General features: G+C 40.6%; 23 protein-coding genes and 1 pseudogene. 3 read left to right on the top strand and 21 right to left on the bottom strand.

Going from position 1 to position 19,977, the window contains the following annotated elements; genetic code table 11:
- Nucleotides 1–24: 24 nt before the first annotated feature.
- Together JCM9152_RS17475 and JCM9152_RS17470 are read left to right on the top strand one after the other, a co-directional pair.
- Nucleotides 25–549 (top strand): NAD(P)H-dependent oxidoreductase, encoded by a 525-nt coding sequence (locus JCM9152_RS17475; protein ID WP_035346622.1) that lies wholly within the window; start codon nucleotides 25–27, stop codon nucleotides 547–549.
- A 22-nt stretch (nucleotides 550–571) separates the two neighbouring features.
- Nucleotides 572–1,648, top strand: a complete 1,077-nt coding sequence (locus tag JCM9152_RS17470) for an alkene reductase (protein WP_035346621.1) — start codon at nucleotides 572–574, stop codon at nucleotides 1,646–1,648.
- Nucleotides 1,649–1,891: 243 nt separating this feature from the next.
- Here the strand turns inward: JCM9152_RS17470 and JCM9152_RS17465 are convergent, their stop codons facing one another.
- From JCM9152_RS17465 to JCM9152_RS17415, 13 genes and pseudogenes are all read right to left on the bottom strand, one after another.
- Complete coding sequence (locus JCM9152_RS17465; protein WP_439644216.1) at nucleotides 1,892–2,242, bottom strand: winged helix-turn-helix transcriptional regulator; 351 nt, start codon at nucleotides 2,240–2,242, stop codon at nucleotides 1,892–1,894.
- Nucleotides 2,243–2,450: 208 nt separating this feature from the next.
- Complete coding sequence (locus JCM9152_RS23490; protein ID WP_235715750.1) at nucleotides 2,451–2,750, bottom strand: Rossmann-fold NAD(P)-binding domain-containing protein; 300 nt, start codon at nucleotides 2,748–2,750, stop codon at nucleotides 2,451–2,453.
- 99 nt (nucleotides 2,751–2,849) lie between these two features.
- Complete coding sequence (locus tag JCM9152_RS24195; protein ID WP_369384582.1) at nucleotides 2,850–2,969, bottom strand: SDR family NAD(P)-dependent oxidoreductase; 120 nt, start codon at nucleotides 2,967–2,969, stop codon at nucleotides 2,850–2,852.
- A 20-nt stretch (nucleotides 2,970–2,989) separates the two neighbouring features.
- The gene (locus tag JCM9152_RS17455; RefSeq protein WP_035346620.1) at nucleotides 2,990–3,547 is read right to left on the bottom strand and encodes an NADPH-dependent F420 reductase; all 558 of its coding nucleotides are present in this window, start codon (nucleotides 3,545–3,547) and stop codon (nucleotides 2,990–2,992) included.
- Complete coding sequence (locus JCM9152_RS22990; protein ID WP_201768800.1) at nucleotides 3,538–3,777, bottom strand: SDR family NAD(P)-dependent oxidoreductase; 240 nt, start codon at nucleotides 3,775–3,777, stop codon at nucleotides 3,538–3,540. Before JCM9152_RS22990 ends, JCM9152_RS17455 begins: the two co-directional genes overlap by 10 nt.
- Before the next feature lie 107 nt (nucleotides 3,778–3,884).
- Entirely contained in the window at nucleotides 3,885–4,520 is a 636-nt protein-coding gene (locus JCM9152_RS22985; protein WP_201768799.1) for an SDR family NAD(P)-dependent oxidoreductase, read from the bottom strand.
- Between the two features lie 40 nt (nucleotides 4,521–4,560).
- Nucleotides 4,561–5,322 (bottom strand): SDR family NAD(P)-dependent oxidoreductase, encoded by a 762-nt coding sequence (locus JCM9152_RS17445; protein ID WP_035346619.1) that lies wholly within the window; start codon nucleotides 5,320–5,322, stop codon nucleotides 4,561–4,563.
- Between the two features lie 663 nt (nucleotides 5,323–5,985).
- Nucleotides 5,986–6,219, bottom strand: a complete 234-nt coding sequence (rpsR, locus tag JCM9152_RS17440; protein ID WP_034628907.1) for a 30S ribosomal protein S18 — start codon at nucleotides 6,217–6,219, stop codon at nucleotides 5,986–5,988.
- A 68-nt stretch (nucleotides 6,220–6,287) separates the two neighbouring features.
- Nucleotides 6,288–6,764 carry a single-stranded DNA-binding protein gene (gene ssb / locus JCM9152_RS17435; RefSeq protein WP_035346618.1) on the bottom strand — a complete coding sequence of 159 codons (477 nt, stop codon included), beginning with the start codon at nucleotides 6,762–6,764 and terminating at the stop codon, nucleotides 6,288–6,290.
- Between the two features lie 25 nt (nucleotides 6,765–6,789).
- Nucleotides 6,790–7,076: pseudogene (gene rpsF / locus JCM9152_RS17430) on the bottom strand (30S ribosomal protein S6).
- Between the two features lie 272 nt (nucleotides 7,077–7,348).
- Entirely contained in the window at nucleotides 7,349–8,449 is a 1,101-nt protein-coding gene (ychF, locus tag JCM9152_RS17425) for a redox-regulated ATPase YchF (RefSeq protein ID WP_035346617.1), read from the bottom strand.
- A gap of 254 nt (nucleotides 8,450–8,703) precedes the next feature.
- Nucleotides 8,704–8,901: a DUF951 domain-containing protein gene (locus JCM9152_RS17420; RefSeq protein WP_035346616.1), complete on the bottom strand. Its 198-nt coding sequence runs from the start codon at nucleotides 8,899–8,901 to the stop codon at nucleotides 8,704–8,706.
- 61 nt (nucleotides 8,902–8,962) lie between these two features.
- Entirely contained in the window at nucleotides 8,963–9,985 is a 1,023-nt protein-coding gene (locus tag JCM9152_RS17415; protein ID WP_035346633.1) for a YkvI family membrane protein, read from the bottom strand.
- A gap of 100 nt (nucleotides 9,986–10,085) precedes the next feature.
- On the opposite strand from JCM9152_RS17415, the gene yyaC reads away from it, so the two are divergent.
- Complete coding sequence (yyaC, locus tag JCM9152_RS17410) at nucleotides 10,086–10,718, top strand: spore protease YyaC (RefSeq protein WP_052016095.1); 633 nt, start codon at nucleotides 10,086–10,088, stop codon at nucleotides 10,716–10,718.
- Nucleotides 10,719–10,900: 182 nt separating this feature from the next.
- Here yyaC and JCM9152_RS17405 read toward each other — a convergent pair whose 3' ends face one another.
- The 8 genes from JCM9152_RS17405 to mnmE all read right to left on the bottom strand — a co-directional run bounded on the left by JCM9152_RS17405 (nucleotide 10,901) and on the right by mnmE (nucleotide 19,973).
- A complete protein-coding gene (locus tag JCM9152_RS17405; RefSeq protein ID WP_035346615.1) occupies nucleotides 10,901–11,602 on the bottom strand; it encodes a DUF554 domain-containing protein in 702 nt (233 codons plus the stop codon).
- 18 nt (nucleotides 11,603–11,620) lie between these two features.
- Nucleotides 11,621–12,769 carry an aminotransferase class V-fold PLP-dependent enzyme gene (locus tag JCM9152_RS17400; protein WP_035346614.1) on the bottom strand — a complete coding sequence of 383 codons (1,149 nt, stop codon included), beginning with the start codon at nucleotides 12,767–12,769 and terminating at the stop codon, nucleotides 11,621–11,623.
- A gap of 245 nt (nucleotides 12,770–13,014) precedes the next feature.
- Nucleotides 13,015–13,866: a ParB/RepB/Spo0J family partition protein gene (locus tag JCM9152_RS17395; protein ID WP_035346613.1), complete on the bottom strand. Its 852-nt coding sequence runs from the start codon at nucleotides 13,864–13,866 to the stop codon at nucleotides 13,015–13,017.
- Nucleotides 13,847–14,620 (bottom strand): ParA family protein, encoded by a 774-nt coding sequence (locus JCM9152_RS17390; RefSeq protein ID WP_035346631.1) that lies wholly within the window; start codon nucleotides 14,618–14,620, stop codon nucleotides 13,847–13,849. The genes JCM9152_RS17395 and JCM9152_RS17390 overlap by 20 nt, the downstream gene beginning before the upstream one ends.
- Before the next feature lie 135 nt (nucleotides 14,621–14,755).
- Nucleotides 14,756–15,640 carry a nucleoid occlusion protein gene (noc, locus tag JCM9152_RS17385; protein ID WP_035346630.1) on the bottom strand — a complete coding sequence of 295 codons (885 nt, stop codon included), beginning with the start codon at nucleotides 15,638–15,640 and terminating at the stop codon, nucleotides 14,756–14,758.
- Between the two features lie 302 nt (nucleotides 15,641–15,942).
- Nucleotides 15,943–16,656: a 16S rRNA (guanine(527)-N(7))-methyltransferase RsmG gene (gene rsmG / locus JCM9152_RS17380; RefSeq protein WP_035346612.1), complete on the bottom strand. Its 714-nt coding sequence runs from the start codon at nucleotides 16,654–16,656 to the stop codon at nucleotides 15,943–15,945.
- Between the two features lie 28 nt (nucleotides 16,657–16,684).
- Entirely contained in the window at nucleotides 16,685–18,571 is a 1,887-nt protein-coding gene (gene mnmG / locus JCM9152_RS17375; RefSeq protein WP_035346611.1) for a tRNA uridine-5-carboxymethylaminomethyl(34) synthesis enzyme MnmG, read from the bottom strand.
- A gap of 25 nt (nucleotides 18,572–18,596) precedes the next feature.
- On the bottom strand, nucleotides 18,597–19,973 hold the full coding sequence (gene mnmE / locus JCM9152_RS17370) for a tRNA uridine-5-carboxymethylaminomethyl(34) synthesis GTPase MnmE (RefSeq protein WP_035346610.1): 1,377 nt from the start codon (nucleotides 19,971–19,973) through the stop codon (nucleotides 18,597–18,599).
- Nucleotides 19,974–19,977: the final 4 nt, after the last annotated feature.

Genomic DNA, 19,977 nt, shown 5'->3' with positions numbered 1-19,977 from the left:
AAATTATAAGGGAGGATCCATGAAATGAAAACACTTATTGTGATAGCACACCCCGACATAGACTCGTCCATCGTAAATAAGTACTGGATAGAAGAGTTAAAAAAAGCACCTGAAGAATTCACTATACATGAATTGTATAAGGTATATCCTACAGAACCGTTTGACATAAAACACGAACAAGAGCTCATTGATTCTCACGATCATCTGGTACTGCAATTTCCTGTCTATTGGTTCAGTAGTCCACCACTTCTAAAGAAATGGCTGGACGAAGTTTTTCTTGAAGGATGGGCTCATGGACCTAATGGAGGTGACAAATTAAAAAACAAAAAAATTGCATTAGCTGTTTCGGCAGGGAGCACTGCGGATGACTACAGTATAGATGGAAGATACGGTCATACCTTAGAGCAAATGCTTATTCCATTTGAAACAACCTTTTTATATTGCAAGGCGGATTATCGTTCGATTCATGCATTTTACGGTGAAGATCCCTCGAATAAAGAATTAGAACATAACATGAAAAACTATTTAACGTTTTTAAGAAATCTTTAACTATTTAAAGGAGTGTTGCAAAATGACTAAATTATGGAGTTCAGTAACTATTGGAAATTTAAAATTACCTCATCGTTTAGCGATGGCCCCGATGACTCGAAACCGTGCGCTTCCTGATGGAACACCAGGAATTCTAAGTGCAGAGTATTATGGGCAGCGTGCCTCCCTGAGTTTACTCATCAGTGAAGGTACTCAAGTATCTGATGATGCGCAAGGATATTTGATGACCCCTGGAATATACACGGATAAACATGTAGAAGGATGGCGAAAGATTGCAGATCAAGTACACGCTTCTGGTGGTCACTTATTCATTCAGTTAATGCATGCTGGAAGGATGTCTCACCCAGATAATACCCCTCATCATCGTCAACCTGTTGCACCATCAGCTATTGCACCTAGCATCCAGATGTTCACTACCAATGGAATGTTGGATATCCCAGTTCCTAGAGAACTGAGTCAGGAAGATATAAATGAAACGATCGATGATTTTAGAAAAGCAGCTGCATCAGCAATTAAAGCCGGTGCTGATGGGGTGGAAATTCATGGTGCAAATGGTTTCCTTCTTCATCAATTTATTAGTGAACATTCTAATCATCGCACAGATGAATACGGAGATTCTATTGAGAATCGTGCTCGATTTACCTTAGAAGTCGCAAAAGCAGTTATAGATGAAATAGGGGCAGAGCGCACTGGAATCCGTATCTCGCCAGGAGTTCCGCTTGGTGGTGTTGATGAGGGAGATAGTGCTATCGACGTATACCATTACCTCGTTCCAGAGCTGGCAAAGTTGGATTTAGCCTACATTCATATGTTACATGTCGGGAACGAAGAGCTGCTTAGAGAAATTCGTTCAGCATGGCCGAATGCCTTATTGGTGAACCGAGCAGGTCGTCCGTTAGAAGATATCGCCGTCGACATTGATGCAGGACTTGCTGACATTTCCCCTGTTGGCGCATGGGCTTTAGCAAATCCCGATCTAGTAGAACGATTGAAGATTAATGCTCCATTGAATGAACCAGACCGAGATACTTTTTATGGTGGAGACAGTCATGGTTATACGGACTATCCCACGTTAGAAGAGAAAACCATTCAGAATTGATAAGGTGTCATTAGCCACTCTCATTGACGGTTGTTTCGGAACCGCCAGTGACTGTGGCTTTTTGCTTTCCTATCCGCCAATGGCAGTGGCGAATATCTTTCTACCTTTTTCACTTTAAGATGCAAAAAACCTGCTCGCATTGACAGGATTTCAAGCTTACCATATCTTTGTTCCTTAAACTCCCTCAGAATCCGGACACATGCATCGCATCTATCAAGGATGAAGTGCGTCAGAAAAATGAGTTTATCGTTGTGAATTCATTTCGCCCCATTCACAAATCGTGTCTATAACGGAAATGAGAGAGCGCCCCCGATCGGTTAGCGAATATTCCACTTTGGGAGGAATTTGCGGAAATTCTTTGCGTATGACAATCCCGTCAGCTTCCATTTCTTTCAATGTCACACTTAATGTCTTGAAAGAAATATTCAAGATGCTGCGCTTTAACTCATTAAATCGCATCACCTCATTTTCTAAAAGCCAATATAGAATAATGATTTTATATTTTCCACCGATGACGGACAATGTGTAACCAAAGCCGGTATCCTTTAAATCAACAATATTTGAGATGTGCGTTTCTTCCAATTCATTAGGCATATCCATTCTCCCTTCGAATATGTTTTATAGTATCTAATGTAAATGTAGCACAGCATTAATTTGAAGGCAAAAAGCAGAGTGAAAAACTGAAACTTTCTAGATTGTCAGCTACAGACCTTCCTCACTTAGTAAATCGCCATGCACGGCAAAAAAAAACACAGCTGGCTTTTTCAAACAAACTGTGTTTAAGGAGATCGATCAATCTATTCTAGTTTAAAAATTGCGTAATACCCTTAGGAAAAGTATCTTCTACCGTATCTTGTTGCTCATATAAGTTATACCAGGCGTCAGCCACTTGATCTCGATCAATACCTCTACCTTTCTTAATCAATGTACTGATAGATAAATGTCCAACAAATATTCCATATGGTTGCAAGTGTTTGTGTAAATTAAGCACATAGTTTCGCAGGGCTGACATGACAATGCCTGAATTTCCAAACATGCGGCTTGACCCCATACAGGAGAGGTCACTTGTAAATAGAAGTGACCCTTCGCCTCGTTCAATCATCTCTGGAATGATGAGTCCTGCAGTACTCTGATCTTTGTTTGTTATATCCGCAGCAAATCCTTTAGCTTCAATACCTAAGTTTCTTAATTCTTCCGCATTTTAATCTAACTTTTCTTGTGTTTTGGAAACCATAGCAATACGAAATCCGTGTCTTCCATAAGTTTTTGCCAATGAAAAACCAAGTCCCGGTCCAGCCCCAGTTACAGCAATTGTCTTCACATACTAACCCCCAAATTCATTTACGCTAAGTTGTTCCGTCGTGCCTTAGTGAGATTCCTAGCCAATTCAGCACGGGTCTGGTGTTCATGTGCAATCCAAGCCGGCTGACCAGGACCGCATCGCCACGACTCGCTCAGTGGGCTGTTGTCAACCGTATCGAATCCGAACTCGTCGTACAGCCGCGTAACAAGCTCAACTGCTTCAGGAAAATTACTCGAGACCGACAACGCATGACGATTGGGATCACCAGCTGGCCTACTCGAAATGAAAATACGAGGTGCTTGAATGTGGGTGAAGGCCTGCGCCACCTTTGAATGAGGAAGATGCTCTTGTCGGAGCTGATGTACTGTCTTTTCACCTGACTCGATCATTGGATAATGACCGTCACGCCAAGCCATATAGTTGTTCGTATCGAGTACAATCTTGCCCGCAAGTTCCTTCACAGGCATATTGTTAACCAGCTTAAGGGGAACAGCGATAATAACGAAGTCTCCGGCCTCAGCAGCTCCCGCCGCTGTCGCAGCACGTGCGAGCTGACTGCCGACTTCACCCGCACCAATGATACCGATTACTGCCATGTGTACACACCTTTTGCGTTAAGTAATTCCTCGGTTTTTACCCATAGCTTTTCGGCTTTGTCAGCATCGAGCGCATACGACATTACACCATCGGCAAATGGATTTGGCGTATTATCGATCGGAGCGATCGCACAATCTTCGAGATACTGTCCTCCGATTTCGTCTTTGTCAGCCACGATTGCAGCCCAAACTGGCGTTGCAGTTGCCTGAGCAACTTCTTTAAACTCCACTGGCGGTAGGCCTGAGTCGGCACGAGCTTTGCCAATGTTCTCAATAAGACCCTGCAATTGTTCCTGGGAGAAATGACGCGGGAGATTCGTGGGACTATTCCCAGGCATCACTGAGGTTGCTCGGACTCCACGATGCGATGCCTTTTATCAAATTCCACTGCAAAGAGAGTAGTGGCCGTTTTGGATCGACCATAGGCGACAAATGGATCATATTCTTGTCGCTCAAAATTAAGATCGTCTAGATTAATATCGGCAGCACGGTGCGCTTGAGAGGACAATACCACCAACCGTCCATGATCGACGAGCAGTGGCTCGATCCGATTTATTAAAACGAAATGACCAACATAATTCGTTCCGAATTGAACTTCGAATCCGTCAACCGTCCGACCGAACGGGGTTGCCATAATACCTGCGTTAGCAATGATGACTTCGAATCGTTGACCTTTGTCCAATAGTGTATCAGCGCAAGTTCGAACGCTTTGTAAGGAGGCGAGATCGAGTTCCATCAATTCATAGCTCCCGCCATTTTGCTTCTCAGCATTTAAGATCGGTGTAATTTCTTCTTCAGCTTTAGCGAGATCCCTGACCGTACCAACGACACTGGCTCCGTGTGAGATTAGTGATCGGGCGGTTTCGAGACCGATACCCGAGGATACACCCGTAATAAAAATTCGTTTCCCTTTGAGATCAACACCGGAAAGCACTTGATCCGCAGTTGATTTTGCATTAAATTTTTTAGTCATATCTTTTCTCCTTTAAATGTTTATTTCAGCCAAATTTGACTTAGATTCCAACACCGCCAGATATATTGAGAACTTCTCCAGTAATGTAACTCCCATGTGGTCCGGCGAGAAAACACACAGCTTCTGATGCTTCTTCTAAGGTTGCAAAACGACGGATCGGGTGCATATCTAAGAAAGTTTCAACCGGGGGAAGATGATCGGACACGTCTTTGTTCATATCTGTAGGCATGACGCCTGGCTGCACTACATTGACAGTGATATTACGAGGACCTAGGTCACGTGCAATACCTTTCGAATATCCAACAAGCGCCGCCTTTGTTCCAGCGTAATCGGCGACTCCTCTAAAAGGGACGTAATCAGCAAGTCGAGAACCGATAAAAATAATGCGCCCTCCATCTGCTAATTTTGCTGCCGACGCACGAGTATTAGCGATCGATCCCATCACATTTACTTGCCACTGACGATTGTATTGTTCTTCGTCTAATCCGGGATCATCTACCATCGTACCTTGCTTTGTAATGCCAGCATTATTTACGAGAACATCGAGCTTTCCGAACTCGGTCACTACTGAATTCACTAGAGATTTAGCAGAAGAAAGCTCTGCTTGGTCACTTTTGATCGCCAACGAGCGAACCCCTCTGGACTTCAGTTTTTCCACGACAGCCTCTGCTTGGTCAACCGATGCTGAATAACTGATGGCAACATCCGCTCCATAATCGGCAAACGTTTCAGCCATAGTGGCACCAAGTCCACGCGAACCACCAGTAATAAGAACAACCTTTCCTTTCAAAAATTGTTGCATATCTAACCTCCTTAAAAGAATTTTTCGCAGAATAGTCCGTCGTAGATGTTCTGCGCAATATCGTAACGATCGTTACATAATGTTATGTTACACATCCATGTAAATAATGTCAATAACATAATGTTCATTACGGAATTTTAGTCCCTACATTAGTTTTCAATGAGTAGTAATATATTTGTAACGTGTGTTATGATAATATGAGAAATATTTAAGGAAGGAGATTTAACAGATGGGACGTAAACGCGAATTCGATGTGGATCAAGCACTGGATGCGGCGCTTTGCGTATTTTGACGGAAAGGTTACGAAGGCGTGTCGTACACCGATCTGACACAGGCTACAGGGGTCGAACGACCTGCCCTCTACCAAGTGAGAACTCTTTTTACTCAAGGTATTTTAAATACATTGATACTTCTTCAATAATTTTTTAGACATCATCAACTAATACCACGGATTTCTTTCCATTTGGAGAGAGGACCTTTTTTACTTTCAAAGAGCATACCCCTTTACCTGTTTCAACATGAAAAAACTTTTATTCCCGAGTTAGTAAAGACAGTGATGAATAACTCATCGGCCCCTACACACCCCTTTACTTTCTTATTTAATATTTAAAATTTTATCATAATAAAAAAAGACACAGTGATAAACACTGTGTCTCATTCATATTAGTTTACATCATTCACATATGGCAATAAAGCGATTTGACGAGCACGCTTAATGGCAATTGTTAATTGACGTTGATACTTCGCTGATGTTCCAGTTACACGGCGAGGTAAGATTTTACCACGCTCTGAAATGAAACGCTTAAGAAGATCCGTATCTTTGTAATCGATTTTCGTAATTTTGTTCACTGTAAAGAAACAAACCTTACGACGCTTTGGACGACCACGACGAGCCATTTGACAGCACTCCTTTCCTTTTAAATTGGATTCTATTCACATAACCATTCATTAAAGGTGAGAGGTAATTAAAACGGTAAATCATCATCTGAAATATCAATTGGCTTGCCATCATTTGCAAACGGATCATCAAAACCAGATGAACGATTTGGCTGCTTACCAAAGTCATTGTTCCCTGCTGAACTTGGAGGTCCGCCAAATGATTCATTCCCTGCCCCTCCACTATTACGAGGCTCAAGAAATTGTACACTTTCTGCAACGACTTCTGTGATAAAGACTCTACGGCCTTCATTGTTGTCATAGCTACGTGTTTGTATACGGCCATCCACTCCCGCTAAACTACCCTTTTTCAAATAGTTTGCGACATTTTCAGCTTGCTTCTGCCAGACGACACAATTAATGAAGTCAGCCTCACGCTCTCCTTGCCGATTCGAAAACGTTCGATTCACAGCAAGCGTAAAGTTTGCAACAGCAACTCCATTTGGTGTGTAACGCAGTTCAGGATCACGCGTTAAACGTCCAACTAGCACGACTCGGTTAAGCATTCATACCCCTCCCATTTTCCATTCATTATTCTTCGTCTTTTGTAATAAGAACACGAATAACGCTTTCGTTGATCTTAATAAGACGGTTAAATTCTGCAATCGCTTCTGAGTTAGATTGTACATTTAGCAATACATAGAAACCCTCGCGGAAATCATTGATTTCATATGCTAAACGACGCTTACCCATTTCATTCACCTTTTCGATTTCAGCACCATTCGTTGTAAGAACATTGTTAAAACGTTCAATACTTCTTTAGTTGCTGCCTCGTCTAGGTTTGGAGCGATGATGTACATAATTTCGTACTTACGCATTCCGATCCACCTCCTTTTGGTCTAACGGCTCCACTAACGGAGCAAGGAGCAAAACTCATCAAAATAAGTCATTTTACTCACATTCCAATATTATAACAGATCGTTCGCTGTACCGCAATGCTATTTCACCTTAAAATAAGATTCACTCAGAGTAAACGCTCTAGTAAAAACACTGTTTCAGAGACCACATAAAAAGGTGAACTCCGATAGTGTTACAGACTATCGGAGTTCATAAGCTTTCCGAGGAAAGGACATAGATTCGGTTTCACATTTTATACATTAAATCTAAAATGGATAACATCGCCATCTTGGACGATATACTCTTTTCCTTCTAAACGAACTTTCCCTTTTTCCTTTGCTGCATTCATCGAGCCTGCTTCCATTAAATCATCATACGATACCGTTTCAGCACGGATGAAGCCTTTTTCAAAATCAGTATGAATAATTCCTGCCGCTTGTGGCGCTTTCGTCCCTTTTCGGAATGTCCATGCACGCACCTCTTGTACACCAGCTGTGAAGTATGTTTGTAAGCCTAATAACTGATAGGCTGCGCGGATCAATTGATCTAATCCTGACTCCTCAATACCGAGTTCTTCAAGGAACATATCCTTTTCTTCACCTTCAAGCTCAGCAATTTCTGATTCGATTTTTGCACAAACAACAATGACTTCACTATTTTCTGCATGAGCAAACTCTTTAACCTTTTGTACATACTCATTATCATCTGGAGCTAGTAGGTCATCCTCGCTCACATTTGCTACATATAAAACAGGCTTAATCGTTAGCAAATGAAACTGCTTCACGATAGCCAGTTGTTCATCCGTAAAATCAATGCTTCTTGCAGGCTTCTCTTCTTCAAAAGCCGCCTTAAGCATTTCTAATACTTCAAGCTCAGCAACAGCTTCCTTATCTTTTGTCTTCGCTAGCTTCGCCACTCTAGTAAAGCGCTTATCAATCGTTTCAAAGTCCGCAAGAATTAACTCTAAATTAATCACCTGGATATCACGAAGCGGATCTACCCCACCGGAAACGTGCGTAATATTCTCATCTGCAAAACAACGAACGACATGCGAGATTGCATCGACTTGGCGAATGTGCGAAAGAAACTTATTTCCTAACCCTTCTCCTTTACTTGCTCCTTCGACAATACCAGCAATATCAGTAAACTCAAATGCGGTTGGGATCGTTTTCTTCGGTGTTACAAGCTCTGTTAGCTTTTGCAAACGTACATCTGGTACTTCAACAATACCGACATTCGGATCAATCGTACAGAACGGATAATTCGCTGATTCAGCTCCCGCTTGTGTAATTGCGTTAAATAACGTTGATTTCCCGACATTCGGTAACCCTACAATTCCTGTCGTTAAAGCCATTCGGTCACTTCCCTTTCTATTTCAACATCCACTTCATTACTTCATTTATCGATCATAATCATTCCAATTATAGTGAGTTTGGATGAAAAATACAACCTATTGTCATAGACGATTGAAAAAGATTGCTTTTGCAATGCTCTATACGGGAACGTACAGCAGCGATGCTAAATCTTTAAATGAAACGATCAGATACATTCCTATAGGAAAAGGCATCATAGAAGAATTGACCTCTTCTATAATGCCTTCACACCGTTTTAAGTTGAAGCGCGTTCTAGCACTCGTTTCATTTTCTTCAAAAATTCTTTACGAGGTAGCATGACACTATGCTGACAGCCAAGACACTTAATCCGAATATCCATCCCCATCCGAATAATTTGCCAACGGTTTTCACCACAAGGATGCTGCTTCTTCATTTCAACTACATCATGCAAAGCAAATTCCTTATCTGACATGCCATGACCCTCCTTCTTCTATAATCCTCTTTATTATACATCAATTAGTCGCGAAAATGAATCATTTCACGATGGAACGATGATGTAAGATTGGATATAGCAGAATCGCCGCCAATACATACAAGTTCAACACACCGTATAATGGATATAAAATCGAAATTAGCGTCGAAAAGCCAATGGTCGTTAATGGTGCCATGATACTCACAATAAGTAGAGCAATGAGCCATGCAGGACCCTTCAACCATTCTCGCATACGTGAAAGAAGACCAAATACCCCCGCTGCTGCAGTCGTATAAATGGCCAACCATAATAGCCCAGACATAACGAGCACCATAAAATAAGGATAATGCTTTAAAATCGCAAACAATGGGATTTCATAGAGCATAATATCACCAGATACTTGCAAGAGCGATTCATTGTAAAGATACGAAATCCCTCCTAAAATAACACCACTCCCTATACTTGCGATCCAGATCTCACCTTTACGGTTAATCTCTTTGCCGACCGCACTTAAGACCGCGATTAACGGTAAAATATTTAAAGCTGTAAATGTTAAGGCTGACGGCCAATTGTGCTGCTGTTCAACTCGAAATTGAATCGGAAACCCTAGTAATGATTGAAAGGCAATAAGGACACCTAATAGAAAGAGAATCAATACAGGAATGATAAGGGCGTTCATCGATGTCATTCCACGTGTATCCCAAAGAAAGAGAATGACAACCATTCCTCCAATAAAAACAGTTCCTAGCCAATATGGAACATGAATAACCTCTAACGTAGCTCCCCCACCAGCAAGCATAATAACCGTTACAGAAAACAAATAGATTAGGATCATACAATCATACATTCTCGCTAACCTTTTCCCCATAATCTCTTGGAGAACCGGCAAATAATGAGATGATTGCTGCTTTGCACTTATCGATAGAATGATAAAGCATGAACTAGCAAATAAAAAAGAAAACAACATGATCGCTAGTCCACTTTCTGCACCAAAAAACTCCCAAAGCTCCCTCCCCGAAGCATATCCAGCCCCAATCATTGTTCCTATGATTAAAAACATCCACTTAAATCCATTCGCCCACATAGCCGTCATCCCTCTCTTTTTTCCTCTTTCTTCACTCTCTATGTATAGAAAGGAAAAATGCACCGTATACTGTTACTACTATGGCAAAGGAGGCGATGTTATGAGTACAAACCATCGTCTATTCATAAAAAAAGAAGAACAAGCGCGTTTTCACTATGATGATCCACATGCGATTAATCAAATGGCTAATACCCTTCATGAAATGACTGCTTTCTTTACAAAAAGAGATCTCATTATTATTTGTATTGGCACTGATCGTTCAACAGGTGACTCCTTGGGACCACTTATTGGATCAAAGCTTAAAGCAGCTTCATTACGCAGGTTTCATGTATATGGAACATTGGAACATCCTTTCCATGCCGTTAATATGGAAGAACGGCTAGAGAAGATTAAGAGAGATCATTGGCGTCCCTTCATTATTGCCATCGATGCTTGTTTAGGACAGCTCTCTAGTGTTGGCTATATGACGATTGCCCACGGACCCGTACAGCCAGGAGCTGCCGTTTCGAAGAAGCTACCGCCAATTGGGGATATGCATATGACAGGCATTGTTAATGTTGGTGGAATGATGGAGTTTTTTGTGTTACAAAACACTCGTCTTCATACGGTGATGGAAATGGCCGATTCAATGGCAAATGGAATTGTAAAAGCCGATCAAATGCTTCCAAATCAAGAACGGATTCCTACATTCTTTGAAGCTTTGAAGCGAAAGGGAAAATCAGCTCTATCTTAATAAAAGCACTGTGCTCAGCCGTTTTATTGTTTCCAAGGAAACATAACGAGCTGTGCAAGTGCTCTTTTAACTTCGAAGTTTAATTACACAAGTAGTGTCGGCATCACTCTTTCAGCAAAGCCATTCAAAAATTACTTATAGAGCATGTTCAAAAACACCAAAAAAGGTCATACAACAACCTCTTATATCATATGCAAAACTGTGACAATTACAGCAACTACGACAATTCCTGGTAATAGATTGGCCACCCTAATCTTCAATAACCCAGAAATATTTAAACCAATCGCCATAATCATAACCCCACCTGTCGCCGTCATCTCGACAATAAATTGATTCATCAATGCTTGAGGAACATATTCATAAATTTGCGTCGCTAACAAAGCAATTCCCCCTTGATACAAAACAACCGGAATAGCGGAAAAGATCACACCTATCCCGAGCGTCGATGTAAACAACATGGCCGTAAAACCATCGAGCATTGATTTCGTATACAAAACAGAATGATCTCCTCGTAAACCACTATCTAATGCTCCTAGAATAGCCATCGCTCCTACGACATAAATAAGCGTTGTCGTTACAAATGCCTTTGCAATCGAACCTTCTTCAGCTGCGCCAAGTCGTTGTTCAATCCACGCCCCTACTTTATTTAATCCTCCTTCAAGATCTAGAATCTCGCCAACAATCGCCCCAACGACTAAACTAGCAATAACAATTAAAAACTGTTCGCTCTTTAATGCCATATCAAGCCCTAACACAACGACAGCTAATGCAATGGCTATCATAATCGTTTCCCTCATTTTATCTGGAATCCTTCTAATTAATAATCCCATTAAAGAGGCTACAACGATCGCAAGCCCATTTACAATTGTACCTAGCAACACCATTTTTTCTTCTCCTCACTATTAAAACGCTTCACTTATATCTTGTAATGCTTGAATAAGCGTATCTATTTCTTCTAATTTGTTATATGGACCAAAGCTAGCTCGGATTAGTCCTGTATCAACTGTCCCTAGCGCTTGATGAATAATGGGTGCACAGTGTAATCCAGCGCGAACGGCAATATGATAATGCTCATCCAAAATCATCGCTACCTCATGACTATCTAATCCATCCATTGTAAACGAAGCAACAGCAACCCTTTTTGTTAAATCGGTTGGACCAACTAGCTTCAAACCTTCAACCTTCTCACTTTCTGAAACGAAGTGCTTGAGCAGCGATTGCTCATGTTCATAAATTTCATCTAGTCCTCTACCGTTAATTTCATCAATCCCTGCTGCTAAACCAACAATCCCTGGAGTATTCAACGTACCTGCCTCATAGCGATCAGGCCATGATTGTGGCTGATGAGGCATCTCTGAATAGCTACCTGTACCACCGACAATCAATGGGATTAATCCATAATCGTTTTTACTAATTAATACACCTGTACCTTGAGGACCAAGCAATGATTTATGTCCAGCAAAGGCAAGAAGGTCAATATGGTCCTCCTCCATCGAAAGAGGGAGTGTCCCCGCCGTTTGTGAAGCATCAACAAACAAGACAATCTTCTTTTCCTTCACATAATTTGAAATTTCACGTATCGGAACAACAGCTCCTGTTACATTTGAAGCATGGGTAACCGCAATTAAGACCGTGCGGTTCGTCATCTCTTCTACCACGTCTTCAGCTACTATAAGTCCTGAAGCATTTGGTTCGATAAAAGACACATCTATTTCTTTTTCTTTCATTAATTGTTTAAGTGGACGAATGACTGAATTATGCTCAAACTTCGTTGTAATCACATGATCTCCTTTTTTAAACGGAAACCCTAAGATTGCTTGATTAATAGCCATCGTTGCATTTTGATAAAACCAAACATTCTTGCTACTAGGTGCGGAGAACAATTGCGCCACTTTCTTCCGCGCTCCTTCAACGGCTAGGCGAGCTTGCTCTGCTAATCGGTGTCCACCTCTCCCTGGATTCGCACTATATGTAAGAACCGCTTCTGACATCGCCTCTGCGACTTTCCTCGGCTTTGGGTATGATGAAGCAGCATGGTCGAAATAAATCATTTCGTTCACCCTTTCTACTATGGTTGTTCCTATATTCCTAAGAAAAGCTGTGCAGCAGTTTTTTTCCGTCATACCGAGTCGTTACAAAGGGTTGAGCGTTTATGAAAATGCGTTCTTTCATAAAGCGTGTAACAAACGAGGCCGACGGCACCTGCGAATCCGCCTTCTTCCTACTTGATTAACGTTTAAGAAAAAAGCCGTTCGATGAAGTTCCACCAAACGACCAAAGGAATATTCTATTAATATTATGCATGATTCGATTCTAATAATTGAATAATACGCTCTAAGTCATCGTCAGAAAAATAATCAATTTCAATTTTACCTTTTTTCTTTCCTGGCTTAATCATGACAGACGTTCCTAATCGTGCTTGTAACACTTCCTGTTTCTCTAGCAAAATAGGAGGGAGTGATACTTTTTTCTTTTTTGTTTCACGTGGAACATACGAATTCATTTCATTGACGAGTGACTCCACTTCACGAACGCTTAATTTTTCTTGTAATACTTTCTCAAGTAAAGGAGATAACTTTTTCTTATCTTTTAAGCCTAATAAAGCTCGGCCATGCCCCATCGACAGCTTGCCATCTGAAATGAATTGTTGAACAACGTTTGGTAATTGCAACAGTCTTAGATGATTAGCAATATGCGGTCTACTTTTCCCTACTCTCTGAGAAAGCTGATCCTGTGTCACATTCAAATGCTTCATAAGCTTTTCATAAGCCAATGCTTCTTCAATTGGATTTAGGTCTTCACGTTGTAAATTCTCAATTAATGCGAGCTCCATCATTTTTTGTTCATCAAGCTCTTTTACAACAACAGGTACTTCTTTCAAGCCAGCTTCCTTCGCTGCTCGAAACCTTCTTTCTCCTACGACTATTTCGTAGCCTTTAATAGATTTCCTAGCAATGATTGGCTGCAAAATCCCATGCTCTCGAATCGAATCGGCTAATTCAGAAATAGCCTCATCTGAAAATGATTTACGCGGTTGATACGGATTGGCTCTTAAATCTGAAAGTGAAACTTGCTCTACTTTCTCATCTATTTCCTCTGAATGATCGGGAAAAAACGCCTGTAGTCCTTTACCTAACCCTTTCGCCACTCGCAATCACTTCCTTCGCTAAGTCTAAATACACTTCTGCACCACGAGATTTCGAATCATATGTAATAATCGGCTTCCCATGACTCGGTGCTTCACCTAATCGAACATTCCTCGGTATAATCGTTTCAAATACTTTTTCTCTAAAGTATTTCTTAACTTCTTCAATGACTTGTATCCCTAAGTTCGTTCGCGCATCTAACATTGTTAATAATACACCTTCAATAGCCAGATCAGTATTTAGATGCTTCTGTACAAGCCTAACTGTATTTAATAATTGGCTTAATCCTTCTAATGCATAATACTCACATTGCACAGGGATTAAAACTGAATCTGATGCCGTTAGTGAATTAATAGTCAATAGGCCAAGTGAAGGAGGACAATCAATAAAGATAAAATCATACTCTTCAGAAATGGGAGCCAAAGCCCTTTTCAAGCGTACCTCTCTTGAAATGGTCGGTACTAGCTCAATTTCAGCCCCTGACAGTTGAATAGTAGAAGGGATGACATCCAAACGCTCAATGGCAGAAGAGCAAATAACCTCTTTCGGATTGAGATCTTCTACTAACACATCATACACACACTCATCTATATCGCCTTTTTCTATTCCAATTCCACTCGTCGCATTTCCTTGTGGATCTATATCAACAATCAATACTTTTTTCCCTAAATGCGCTAAGCATGCACTTAAGTTTACAGCGGTTGTCGTCTTACCGACACCACCTTTTTGATTTGCAATGGAGATGATTTTCCCCAACACTGTCACCTTCTTTCCATCCTACAGTTCGTCTTTTATTTTAACACACTTTTTGTTTCACGTTTTTATAAAGTTTTCTTACATTTTAAGCAATTTGTCATTTCGCGAAAAAAATAATCTATCTCGTTCGATAGATTATTTTTTCGGAATCCGTATCGTAAATTGATAGAAGTCCTCGTGCTCCTCTTCATCTGCATCGACGGTTAGGCCACTTTTCACGACCATATCCACCGATTGCCGGATCGTATTCATCGCAATCCTCATGTCCTTAGAGTATGCTTTTCGTCTTGGTGTCTTCTTCTTTTCACCATTTTGCTTTTCTAAAATAGCTCGAACACGCTCTTCTGTTTGCTTGACATTTAAATGCTTTTCAAGCACTTCTTCTAATATTTTTTCTTGTAATTCATTATTCTTTAAAATTAATAATGCTCTAGCATGTCTTTCTGTTATATGCCGTTCCATAATCGCTTGTTGGACTTTTTCTGGAAGATGTAACAAACGGATTTTGTTCGCAATCGTTGATTGCCCCTTCCCTAATCGTTGTGCAAGACTTTCTTGTGTCAGTCCATGTAATTCAATTAATTTTGCGTAAGCAATCGCTTCTTCAATCGATGTTAAGCCTTCTCTTTGCAAATTTTCAATTAAAGCAACGGAAGCTGTCTGTGAATCGTTAAATTCTTTCACAAGTGCAGGTATCGTTTCCCACCCTAACGATGTGACAGCTCGCCAACGTCTTTCACCTGCAATAATTTCATATTTTTCATCATAACCACGTACAACAATCGGTTGGATAATCCCATGCGTCCGTATTGTTTGCGCTAATTCAGCGATCCGCTCTTCATCAAAAATAGTACGAGGTTGAAAACGATTCGGGACAATATCCTTAATAGGAATTTCTCTTACTTCCTCGTAATCGTGTTGTTCCAATTCCTTTATCTCTTCTATTTCTTCGTTCCCCATCTGCTCTTCTCCAGCTTGCTTATCCCCCAAGCCAAAAAGGCGCGAAAACGGTTGCTTCATCGCCATGACACCACCTTTTGATTGTAACCCATCTTATCTCATTTCGACGCTGATCGCATAATTCCTTCTATTTTCCTACCTCATTTATATCCTTGAAACGATCAAGCGTCAAGTAAAAGATATGAAAAATGCAGTAGCGTCTTATCTAAATTGCGTCGAACAGAGTCGTTACAATAATTTTAAGTTGACCTGAACGTAACTTTCTTTCAGATTTAACGTGTAACGCACGAAGCGGATACCATCCGCTAATTCACTTGTACCAAACTTGTTTCTACAACAAATGTTTCACGTGAAACATTTGTTTATAACGGTGTTTTATTTGGTGTTCCAGGCTTTCGAGGATACTTCTTAGGCGTTTTCTTCACCTTCGTAATATGAATGATATGTCGTTCACTTTCCTCTATAGGAAGATTAAAGGAATAATCCCCTTTAATCTCCCCTCCCAATATCGCAATTCCCTTCTTAGCATCACTTAGCTCTATTGTTCCACCAGATGCTTTCATCGCTAGAAAGTCTCCACCTTCTTTTATGAGTGGTAAGCATAATTCGGATAAAACAGAAAGTCTCGCAACAGCTCTTGCAGTAACAATATCAAAGGATTCACGAAAACGTTTATTCTGACCGAACGTCTCCGCACGGTCATGGTGCAACGATACTTGTTGCAAGCCTAATGTTGAGACGAGATGCTCTAAAAATCCAATTCGCTTTTTTAGCGAATCAACAATACTAACATTCAATTGCGGAAAGAGAATCTTAAGTGGAATACTAGGAAACCCTGCTCCTGCTCCAACATCAATTAAATGTAGTTCATCTTCAAAAGAATAATAAAACGCTGCACTAACCGAATCATAGAAATGCTTTAAATAGACATCATTCTCTTCGGTTATAGCTGTTAAGTTCATCTTTTCATTCCACTCAACTAACAACTTGTAATACAAATTAAATTGATGTAGCTGGTGAGCAGATATCGAAATTCCTTGTTCGGTTAATTGTGATGAAAAAGTCTCTTTGAACATATCAAATCTCCACACTTTTCTTATAACATTATTTGATCTTAGCTAATCTCCCTTGTTCTAAATAAACAAGTAGAATGGAAATATCAGCAGGGTTTACTCCAGATACACGCGATGCTTGACCGACAGAAAGGGGTCGTACTTGACTAAGCTTTTGTCTCGCCTCCGTCGCTAAACCATTAATCGAAAAATAATCTAGATCTTCTGGAATTTTCTTGTTTTCCATTTTTTTGGATCTCTCTACTTGCTGCAGCTGCTTTTCAATGTAACCTTCATATTTCACTTGAATTTCAACCTGCTCAGCTATATCTTCATCTACTTCAACATCAGGACCTTCAATGACTTTCGCAACATGTTCATACGTCACCTCTGGTCGCTTTAGTAGCATCGTTGCTTTCACCGCTTCTTGTAATGGTGCAGAACCAACCTCTTCTAACATACTTGCTACTTGCTCATTCGGCTTAACGATAATTTTGTCTAATCGTTTCTTTTCTTGTCTAATGTTTTCCTTTTTATCAATAAATCGCTGATAACGATCTTCTTTAATAAGACCGATACTATATCCAATTTCTGTCAATCTTAAATCAGCATTATCATGACGCAATAATAGACGATATTCAGCTCTTGAAGTAAGCAAACGATACGGCTCATTCGTCCCCTTCGTTACTAAATCATCAATTAGAACACCAATGTAAGCATCTGAACGATCAAGTACAAGACTCTCTTCACCTAATGCTTTTCGAGCCGCATTAATACCAGCCATTAACCCTTGACCAGCCGCTTCTTCATAGCCAGAAGTCCCGTTAATTTGCCCCGCGGTAAATAAGCCTTCAATTCGTTTCGTTTCCAGCGTAGGCCATAATTGAGTTGGCACAATGGCATCATACTCGATCGCATAACCAGGACGCATCATTCGAACATTTTGCAACCCAGGAATCGATTTTAAAATTTGTAGTTGTACCTCCTCAGGTAAACTCGTTGATAACCCTTGAACATACACTTCAGACGTATTACGCCCTTCTGGTTCTAGGAAAATTTGATGACGCGGCTTATCATTAAAGCGCACAATTTTATCTTCAATCGATGGACAATAACGAGGTCCGGTCCCTTCAATCATCCCAGAATACATTGGTGAGCGATTTAAATTATTCGTAATTAATTCATGTGTCTCTTGACCTGTATACGTTAGCCAACAAGGAAGTTGGTCGGTAATATATTTAACCGTTTCAAATGAAAATGCCCGTGGCTTCTCATCACCTGGTTGAATTTCAGTTTGTGAATAATCAATCGTACTCGCATTGACTCGTGGTGGAGTCCCTGTTTTAAATCTGACAATATCAAATCCGAGTTCCTTTAAGTGGTCAGCCAGTTTGACCGAAGCCTTCATGTTATTCGGACCACTCTCATACGATAATTCACCTAAAATAATCTTTCCTCTTAAATAAGTTCCAGTTGTCACAACGACCGTTTTCGAGCGATATTCGGCCCCAGTATTCGTTACAACTCCTTGACACACACCATCTTCAACGATTAACTTATCTACCATACCTTGTCTTAATAGTAAATTTTCTGTTTCTTCAATCGTTTTCTTCATCTCGTGCTGATACATAAATTTATCCGCCTGCGCACGTAAAGCTCGAACAGCTGGACCTTTACCTGTATTTAACATTCTCATTTGAATATGAGTTTTATCAATATTTCGTGCCATTTCACCGCCAAGTGCATCAATTTCACGAACAACAATTCCTTTTGCCGGGCCACCGACTGATGGGTTACAAGGCATATACGCAACTGCATCTAAATTCAATGTTAACATTAACGTATTAGCTCCCATACGTGCAGCAGCTAATCCTGCTTCAACACCAGCATGTCCTGCCCCAATAACAATGACATCAAACTCACCAGCTTCGTAATTCATGGTAGGAACCTCCTTTTTTCATTATTTATTTCCCTAAACAAAACTGTGCAAATAATTGATCAATTAAACTTTCCTGTACACTGTCACCGATGATTTCCCCCAATAGCTCCCATGCTCGAGTAATATCGATTTGAACAAGGTCAATTGGTACGCCCATCTCAATCGCTCCTAATGCATCTTCAATCGTTCCCTTCGCTTGCTCTAATAAAGCAATGTGACGAGTATTCGATACATACGTCATATCATCGTGATCAATATTCCCTTCAAAAAACAAAGACGCAATCGCTTCTTCTAACTCATCAATTCCTTTATCATGTAGAAGCGATGTTGTCAAAACAGGTCTCCCTTCGGCCAATTGCTTCACTTCAGTAAGATCTATTTTCTGGTCAATATCCGTCTTATTTACAATGACAATCACATTCATGTTACGAATTGCTTCGAAAAGAGCGACATCTTCTTTCGAAAGCTCTTCTCCATAATTTAACACGAGTAAAATAAGATCGGCCTCTTTCAACACTTGGCGCGATCGTTCCACTCCAATTCGTTCAACAATATCTTCCGTTTCTCGAATTCCAGCTGTATCAATTAACCGTAGCGGCACGCCACGAACATTCACATATTCTTCAATCACATCTCTTGTCGTCCCAGGAATATCTGTGACGATTGCCTTGCTATCATGCACAAGACTATTCATTAACGACGATTTTCCTACGTTTGGTCTTCCAATAATCGCTGTAGAAATTCCTTCTCTTAATACTTTACCTTGTGAAGCTGTGACTAACAATTTATTTATTTCCTTTTTGACATAATCTGCTTTCTCACGCAATAAATCATGAGTCATCTCTTCAGCATCATATTCAGGATAATCAATATTCACTTCCACATGAGCAACCGTTTCAAGTAACGCTTGCCGTAATGCTTGAATATGCTTTGATAATCTTCCTTCGACTTGATGAAGGGCGACATCCATGGCGCGGTCTGTTTTGGCACGAATCAAATCCATCACAGCTTCTGCTTGTGAAAGGTCGATCCGCCCATTTAAAAAAGCACGTTTCGTAAATTCACCGGGATCCGCTAAACGTGCACCAAGTCTTAACGCAAGCTGGAGAACACGGTTCACTGACATAATTCCGCCATGACAATTAATTTCGATAACATCTTCACAAGTGAATGTCTTTGGTGCCCGCATTACCGTAACCATCGCTTCTTCTATTCGTTCCTTCGTACGCGGATCTTCAATGAAGCCGTATACGATCGTATGGGAAGCCACTTGTTCGAGCGATTGCTTCCCTCTATACATTTGATCAGCTATTGCTATCGCATCTTCACCACTTAAACGCACAATCCCAATCGCCCCTTCACCAAGAGCTGTAGAAATCGCTGCAATTGTATCCATTTCCATTCCG

The sequence above is a fragment of the Halalkalibacter hemicellulosilyticusJCM 9152 genome (genome assembly GCF_000513115.1).
Classification (GTDB): Bacteria; Bacillota; Bacilli; order Bacillales; family Bacillaceae_D; genus Halalkalibacter; species Halalkalibacter hemicellulosilyticus.
This window is presented reverse-complemented; position numbering and strand designations above follow the sequence as displayed.

Bases quoted from the DNA above. Each gene is read 5' to 3' on its own strand.
- JCM9152_RS17475 (WP_035346622.1), top strand. From the start codon at position 25: ATGAAAACACTTATTGTGATAGCACACCCCGACATAGACTCGTCCATC.
- JCM9152_RS17470 (WP_035346621.1), top strand. From the start codon at position 572: ATGACTAAATTATGGAGTTCAGTAACTATTGGAAATTTAAAATTACCT.
- JCM9152_RS17465 (WP_439644216.1), bottom strand. From the start codon at position 2,242: ATGCCTAATGAATTGGAAGAAACGCACATCTCAAATATTGTTGATTTA.
- JCM9152_RS23490 (WP_235715750.1), bottom strand. From the start codon at position 2,750: ATGATTGAACGAGGCGAAGGGTCACTTCTATTTACAAGTGACCTCTCC.
- JCM9152_RS17455 (WP_035346620.1), bottom strand. From the start codon at position 3,547: ATGGCAGTAATCGGTATCATTGGTGCGGGTGAAGTCGGCAGTCAGCTC.
- JCM9152_RS22985 (WP_201768799.1), bottom strand. From the start codon at position 4,520: ATGACTAAAAAATTTAATGCAAAATCAACTGCGGATCAAGTGCTTTCC.
- JCM9152_RS17445 (WP_035346619.1), bottom strand. From the start codon at position 5,322: ATGCAACAATTTTTGAAAGGAAAGGTTGTTCTTATTACTGGTGGTTCG.
- rpsR (WP_034628907.1), bottom strand. From the start codon at position 6,219: ATGGCTCGTCGTGGTCGTCCAAAGCGTCGTAAGGTTTGTTTCTTTACA.
- ssb (WP_035346618.1), bottom strand. From the start codon at position 6,764: ATGCTTAACCGAGTCGTGCTAGTTGGACGTTTAACGCGTGATCCTGAA.
- ychF (WP_035346617.1), bottom strand. From the start codon at position 8,449: ATGGCTTTAACGACAGGAATTGTAGGGTTACCGAATGTCGGGAAATCA.
- JCM9152_RS17420 (WP_035346616.1), bottom strand. From the start codon at position 8,901: ATGTCAGATAAGGAATTTGCTTTGCATGATGTAGTTGAAATGAAGAAG.
- JCM9152_RS17415 (WP_035346633.1), bottom strand. From the start codon at position 9,985: ATGTGGGCGAATGGATTTAAGTGGATGTTTTTAATCATAGGAACAATG.
- yyaC (WP_052016095.1), top strand. From the start codon at position 10,086: ATGAGTACAAACCATCGTCTATTCATAAAAAAAGAAGAACAAGCGCGT.
- JCM9152_RS17405 (WP_035346615.1), bottom strand. From the start codon at position 11,602: ATGGTGTTGCTAGGTACAATTGTAAATGGGCTTGCGATCGTTGTAGCC.
- JCM9152_RS17400 (WP_035346614.1), bottom strand. From the start codon at position 12,769: ATGATTTATTTCGACCATGCTGCTTCATCATACCCAAAGCCGAGGAAA.
- noc (WP_035346630.1), bottom strand. From the start codon at position 15,640: ATGAAGCAACCGTTTTCGCGCCTTTTTGGCTTGGGGGATAAGCAAGCT.
- rsmG (WP_035346612.1), bottom strand. From the start codon at position 16,656: ATGTTCAAAGAGACTTTTTCATCACAATTAACCGAACAAGGAATTTCG.
- mnmG (WP_035346611.1), bottom strand. From the start codon at position 18,571: ATGAATTACGAAGCTGGTGAGTTTGATGTCATTGTTATTGGGGCAGGA.
- mnmE (WP_035346610.1), bottom strand. From the start codon at position 19,973: ATGGAAATGGATACAATTGCAGCGATTTCTACAGCTCTTGGTGAAGGG.